A 6,364-nucleotide genomic window follows, 5' to 3' on the forward strand; every position below is an offset into this window, starting at 1 on the left:
GGGTATCGGGTTCCCACATTCATCCGCACATGTGCGGATGAATGTGGGAGGTGTTCGGATAAAGTTGATAATCAAGGTTTCGTAAATTTACGAGCAGACTTGCCACTTACGCTTGAAATGTGCTAGGCGTGCAAGGTATCCTATCAAGACGTGTGAGTCGGACGCTCACACACCATATCTGTCGGCCCCCGAGCGATGTAAATCCAAGCCGGTGGCTGTGGGCGAGCATCTGGCCCGGAGCTGCTGCAGGCGATGCGCATGAGCATCGGGGCCCCGTTTTCGAAAGGGGTCCACCTTTGAGTGAGATTCAGAACTCGTCCGTTTTCTCGCTGGATGACGTGTCCAACGAGGAGATGAACAACCTCATCGACGGTACCATCACCGATTTCGACGAGGGCGATCTTGTCACGGGTACCGTTGTCAAGATTGAGCGCGATGAGGTCCTGCTTGACATCGGCTTCAAGTCTGAGGGCGTTATTCCCGTCCGCGAGCTGTCCATCCGCAAGGACGCCAACCCCGCTGACATCGTGAACCTGGGCGACACCATTGAGGCTCTCGTTCTCCAGAAGGAGGACAAGGACGGCCGTCTGGTCCTCTCCAAGAAGCGTGCCGAGTACGAGCGTGCTTGGAACCGCATCGAGGAGAAGTTCAACGCCGGCGAGAACGTCGAGGGCGAGGTCATCGAGGTCGTCAAGGGCGGCCTTATCCTCGACATCGGCCTGCGCGGCTTCCTGCCCGCCTCCCTCGTCGACCTCCGTCGCGTCAAGGATCTCAACGCTTACATGGGCACCCGCATCGAGGCCCGTGTCATCGAGATGGACCGCAACCGCAACAACGTCGTCCTCTCCCGTCGCGTTGTCCTCGAGGAGGCCCGCAAGGCCGAGCGCTCCGAGATCCTCTCGAAGCTCCAGCCGGGCATGCGCCTCAAGGGCACGGTCTCCTCGATCGTCGACTTCGGCGCCTTCGTCGACCTCGGCGGCATCGACGGCCTGATTCACATCTCCGAGCTCTCCTGGAACCACGTCAACCACCCCTCCGAGGTCGTCAAGGTCGGCCAGGAGGTCGAGGTTCAGGTTCTCGACGTCGATCTCAACCGCGAGCGCATCTCCCTCGGTCTCAAGCAGACCACCGAGGATCCTTGGCGCACACTCGTCAAGAAGTACCCGGTTGACGCCATCGTTGAGGGCGTTGTCACCAAGCTCGTCCCGTTCGGCGCCTTCGTCGACCTCGGCGACGGCATCGAGGGCCTGGTCCACATCTCCGAGATGGCCAAGCAGCACGTCGACGCCCCTGCCCAGGTTTGCAAGGTCGGCGACAAGGTCCAGGTCAAGGTTATGGAGATCGACCTCGATCGTCGTCGTATCTCCCTGTCCATGAAGGCTGCCGCTGAGACCCTCGGTTTCGAGGTCGAGGTTGAGCCGATGGACAAGCCCGAGGAGGCCGCTGAGGCTACCGAGGCTGCTGAGACCGTCGAGGCCACCGACGCCGAGTAAATCTCGCGCTTAGGTAACTAGCTCGATTGCGGGGCCGCTCACGAAAGTGGGCGGCCCTTTTTGCGTGCGATAGGGGTCTCGCTTGCCGCCAGTTCGTTGTGCGATGGGCTTGATGTTGCGGCGGCGTTGCGATTCCCGCTCGTGCGGTTAGTGTCCGCAATGCCGGGTAGAATTGATTCTCGAAGAATAAGGAGGCAGGTTTTCATGGCAAATGGTGCGAATGGCAACAAGATGGAAGAGGTGCAGCGTAAGGTTCTTGAGTGGGCTCGTGGGCGCAACGGCGCGGATGAGCTGTCTGGCGCCTGCACGACGCTTGCCGTGATTCTTGTCATCATCGACTTGTTTGCGCGTACGACTTGGGTTTCGGTCGTGGCACTGGTTCTTCTCGGCTACTCATGGTTCCGCATCACGTCGAAGGATGTCTCTGCTCGCAGCCGTGAGAACGCGCAGGTTCTTAAAGCGGCCGGTCCCGTGATTTCGTTCCTCGCAAATCCTGCGGCTGAGCTTCGCGAGGCCAAGAACTACGTTCACCTCGCCTGTCCCAGCTGTGGCCAGCGCGTGCGTATTCCTCGCGGTAAAGGCAAGGTTCGCATTACCTGTCCCAAGTGCCACACGCGTTTTGATGGCAAGGCGTAGTCGATCATGGCTCATACGACGTTTCTAGCCGGCGGCATCGCGTCGGGTAAGTCGACCGTTGCCCGTCTGCTGCATGATCGCGGTGCCTGGCTGTGCGATCTCGATCAAGTCTCCCGCGAGGTGCTCGAGGCGGGTAGTCCCGTTCTGGAGTCTATTGCGGCGGAGTTCGGTGATGATCTGGTTGATAGGGATACGGGCGAGCTGAATCGAGGCGAGCTGGCTGCCCGCGCGTTTGCCACGCCGGAGGATACGGCTCGCCTCGAGGCAATCGAGATGCCTGCCATTCGCGAGCGCCTCGCCGCCATCCTTACGAGCTCGAGCTGTTCTGGGGCTGAGCCAAAGCTGACGATTGTCGAGGTGCCCCTGCTCGATCGCGTGGAGGACTTGCTTCCTATTGCGGATGATGTCCTTGTCGTGACGGCACCACTAGCGCTTCGTCGCGAGCGGGCCATTGGTCGCGGTATGGCGGGGGAGGATTTCGATGCTCGCGCGGCTCATCAGCCAAGTGACGAGTATCTTCGCGCCCACGCCACGCATGTGATCGAAAACGATGCTGACGCTGCGGCGTTAGAGACTGCCGTGGATGCGTGGTGGCTCAAGGTTATGGGGGAGTAGCGAAGCCCGCATTGCCTTTCGGGCATGTTGCTGTCCTGGCGCGGTTGTTGTGCTGGCGGCGCGCCCTTCGCGCCGGTGGCACCGCTCGATAGCACTTGGACCTACCTTCGCGCCGGCGACGCTGCTTGAACGCTTGGACGCCCCGCGCCGATAGTGTTGTTCGATAGCGCTTGGATCCCTCCTTCGCGTCGGTGGTGTTGCTCGATGGCGCCGGGATGGCCCCTCCGGATCTAGAGCTTCGACCCGTGTCGGCTTAGTTCGTATGTGTATAATGGCGATATCGAACAGCTGTACGTAGCGGAGGAAACATGGGAGCGCAGGAGGCAACTTCAAATCAGTCGCAGGTCACAGGCCATGTTGGCGCTGAGCTCCGTCGTTTTGGCGTCGAGGGCGCTGGCGTGCCCCTTGAGGTTGTCTCTCCGTTCGAGCCGGCGGGCGACCAGCCCCAGGCCATAGCTAAGCTTGCGAAGGGCATCGAAGATGGTCTTCGTTACCAGACTCTTCTCGGTGTTACGGGTTCCGGCAAGACCTACACCATGGCCAAGACGATTGAGGCCGTAAACAAGCCTACGCTCATCATGGAGCCCAATAAGACGCTCGCGGCTCAGGTTGCAAGTGAGATGCGCGAGCTTTTCCCCAATAACGCCGTAGTCTATTTCGTCTCATACTATGACTACTACCAGCCGGAGGCCTACGTTCCGCAGAGCGATACTTACATCGAGAAGGATGCCTCGATTAATGAAGAAGTCGAGAAGCTCCGCCATCAGGCCACGGCAAGCTTGCTCTCGCGTCGCGATGTCATCTGCGTTGCGTCGGTGAGCTGCATTTATGGTATCGGTAGTCCGGAGGACTACGCGGGCCTTGCCCCCAACGTCTCAAAGGACGAGCCGCTCGAACGCGACGATTTCATCCATTCGCTAATAGACATTCAGTATGACCGCAACGATATCGATCTCGCACGCGGCTGCTTCCGCGTGCGTGGGGAGCGCGTCGACGTGTTTCCGCCGTATGCGGAGCATCCTCTCCGCATCGAGTTCTTTGGCGATGAAGTCGAGGTTATCGCTGAGATCGATGAAGTCACGGGCGAGATTCTGCGCGAGTTTGACGCGGTGCCCATCTGGCCGGCAAGTCACTATGTCACGGAGCGCCCCAAGATCAACCGCGCACTCGACACCATCAACCAAGAGCTTACGGAGCGCTTGGCCCAGCTTAAGGAAGCCGACAAGCTCCTCGAGGCCCAGCGCTTGCGCGAACGTACGGGGTATGACCTCGAGATGCTTGAGAATATGGGATATTGCAACGGCATCGAGAACTACTCGCGACATCTCGACGGCCGTGCTCCTGGCGAGCCGCCCTTCACGCTCATCGACTATTTCCCCAAGGATATGCTTTGCATCATCGACGAGAGCCACGTGACGGTGCCCCAAATTCGCGGCATGCACGAAGGAGACCGCGCGCGCAAGATTACGCTGGTAGAACACGGCTTCCGCCTGCCTAGCGCACTTGACAACCGTCCCCTGCGCTTCGATGAGTTCGAGAGTCGCGTGCCGCAGTTCGTCTATGTCTCGGCCACGCCCGGAGACTATGAGGAGCAGGTCAGCCAGCAGACGGTCGAGCAGATCATCCGCCCGACTGGCCTACTTGATCCGCTGATTGACGTGCGTCCCATCCGTGGCCAGATCGATGACCTGACGGAGGAGATACGCACGCGAGTTGCTGTGAAGGAGCGCGTCTTGGTGACGACGCTCACCAAGCGCATGGCGGAGGACCTTACGGACCATCTCCTCGACGAGGGACTTAAGGTTAACTACATGCACTCGGACACTGCGACACTCGATCGTGTGGACATCATTCGTGACCTGCGCATGGGCAAGATTGATGTGCTCGTGGGCATCAACCTCCTTCGCGAGGGCCTCGATATTCCGGAGGTCTCGCTTGTGGCGATTCTCGATGCAGATAAGGAGGGATTCCTCCGTAACCGTCGTTCGCTCATTCAGACGATGGGCCGTGCTGCGCGTAACGCTCACGGCGAAGTCATTATGTATGCGGATCGCATTACGGATTCGATGCGCATCGCCATCGATGAGACGCGCCGGCGCCGTGCCGCTCAGGAGGCGTTCAACAAGGAACGCGGCATCGTGCCCAAGACCGTCAAAAAGTCGATTGCAGACATCTCGAGCTTTATTTCCGAGGCAGAGGAGACGGTCGGCGATAAGACGCGCGACCGCCGTGGCACAGGAAGCCATGGTGCCTTCGAGAGCCTTGCCGGGGTTGACGCCGACGCGCGTGCAAAGAGTGAGGCTACGGCCAAGTCTGTTGCCGCCGAGCTTGCGAAGAAGCTTCCTCGCGAAGAGCTGACTCGCATTATGGAGGCGCTTGAGAGCGACATGGCGGCGGCGAGCGAAGCCATGGACTTCGAACGCGCCGCTGATTTGCGCGATCAACTCGTCGAGCTCAGGAGCAAGGTAGAGGGAACTACGGAAGACGAGGTCATGGCTCGCCTCAAGGCCGGCGCCCGCAAGGGGAGCGTCCACGCCACTCGCAGACGCTACCAACCGAGGAAGAAATAGGGCATTAGGTTGGCGCCGGCTTGGCGCCGATGCCATGCGCCTTGGCCACCTGCGACCCGGATGCCACGCGCCCTGGCCACCTGCGCCCTGGAGCCGCGCCTAGGCTATGGACCTCTCAAACAGGTCGTAGCGCAGGTTGGTCTCGGCGCGCTTCTGTCTCGCCGCTTTCCCGGTATCGACTCCGAGCTTGAGCTCGAGAAGTCGCTTGATGGCACTCCAGCCGTCCGGTTGCCTAATCTGCTCGTGCATGATGGGGATGACCTCCACACCCATGAGCTGGAGCGCCGCCGTTCGCGCCGCATCATTCAGAGATGCGGCCTCTCCGCCGTGAACCGACGCCCCCTGACATTCGAGCGCGATGGGCCGCCGAGTCTCTGTACCCTCGAAGAATAGATCCGCGTAGCAGCAGGTTTTCTGATAGAGAGCCTGTGCTTGTCCGGACAATTCGATGCGCCGGTTGTTTGTGAACGCAAGGCCGAGGCCCCCGCTCGCCTTGGGAAGGCCAAGAAGAATGGATACCTGCGCCTCGAACGGTGACGCACAAACCCCGGTCATGTGAGAAGCGGCCCAGCGAAGGCGCTTCACGCCATGGAACCCCTCGAGTTGGAGAGTGGTTTTCTTGAGCTCTTCAACGCTCAAGAGCGGGCTGCGTTTCCAAAGGTCAAGCGGGCTTCCGCTAGATCCAGCGACACGCCGCCAGCCATCGAAGGGGGAGAGGAGTCGTTGTGCGAGCGCCTCGGAAAGCAAGCTCTCCGCGCGTTCGCAAGGCATGAAAGTCGAGTAGGTCCCGCAAAGCTCGTAGGTTGCCATGAGCAGCTGCGCGGGAGCGAGCTGCGCCGCAAGTCCGAGCAGCGTGAGCGCTGGCGATGTCACCTGGAAGTTGTGGTTTGTGTCAAGAACGCCGCCGAACGGTAGCTCTCGGCTCAGCGAGTGCGTGCGATAGAGCTTAGAGGTCCTATTGGGTTTTCGCGTGCTAGATGTTATGTGCCAATAGGTTGTTTACACCCGGGTGGTGACAAATAGGGAGGCCTCCCGCATGCTGTGGGTTGT

At 60.2% G+C, this 6,364-nt stretch carries 5 protein-coding genes; 4 read left to right on the forward strand and 1 reads right to left on the reverse strand.

Annotated features, from left to right (window positions below; translation table 11 throughout):
- Positions 1–296: 296 nt before the first annotated feature.
- From rpsA to uvrB, 4 genes are all read left to right on the forward strand, one after another.
- Positions 297–1,493 (forward strand): 30S ribosomal protein S1, encoded by a 1,197-nt coding sequence (rpsA, locus tag ABCN07_RS07885; protein WP_320680562.1) that lies wholly within the window; start codon positions 297–299, stop codon positions 1,491–1,493.
- A gap of 204 nt (positions 1,494–1,697) precedes the next feature.
- Positions 1,698–2,129 (forward strand): zinc ribbon domain-containing protein, encoded by a 432-nt coding sequence (locus ABCN07_RS07890; RefSeq protein ID WP_343006154.1) that lies wholly within the window; start codon positions 1,698–1,700, stop codon positions 2,127–2,129.
- A 6-nt stretch (positions 2,130–2,135) separates the two neighbouring features.
- The gene (coaE, locus tag ABCN07_RS07895) at positions 2,136–2,744 is read left to right on the forward strand and encodes a dephospho-CoA kinase (RefSeq protein ID WP_343006155.1); all 609 of its coding nucleotides are present in this window, start codon (positions 2,136–2,138) and stop codon (positions 2,742–2,744) included.
- 308 nt (positions 2,745–3,052) lie between these two features.
- Positions 3,053–5,314 (forward strand): excinuclease ABC subunit UvrB, encoded by a 2,262-nt coding sequence (uvrB, locus tag ABCN07_RS07900; protein WP_343006156.1) that lies wholly within the window; start codon positions 3,053–3,055, stop codon positions 5,312–5,314.
- 99 nt (positions 5,315–5,413) lie between these two features.
- Here the strand turns inward: uvrB and ABCN07_RS07905 are convergent, their stop codons facing one another.
- Positions 5,414–6,124 (reverse strand): hypothetical protein, encoded by a 711-nt coding sequence (locus ABCN07_RS07905; RefSeq protein WP_343006157.1) that lies wholly within the window; start codon positions 6,122–6,124, stop codon positions 5,414–5,416.
- Positions 6,125–6,364 lie beyond the last annotated feature (240 nt).

This window comes from Collinsella sp. 1033st1_E11_1033SCRN_220408 (genome assembly GCF_039062465.1).
Lineage (GTDB): Bacteria > Actinomycetota > Coriobacteriia > Coriobacteriales > Atopobiaceae > Parolsenella.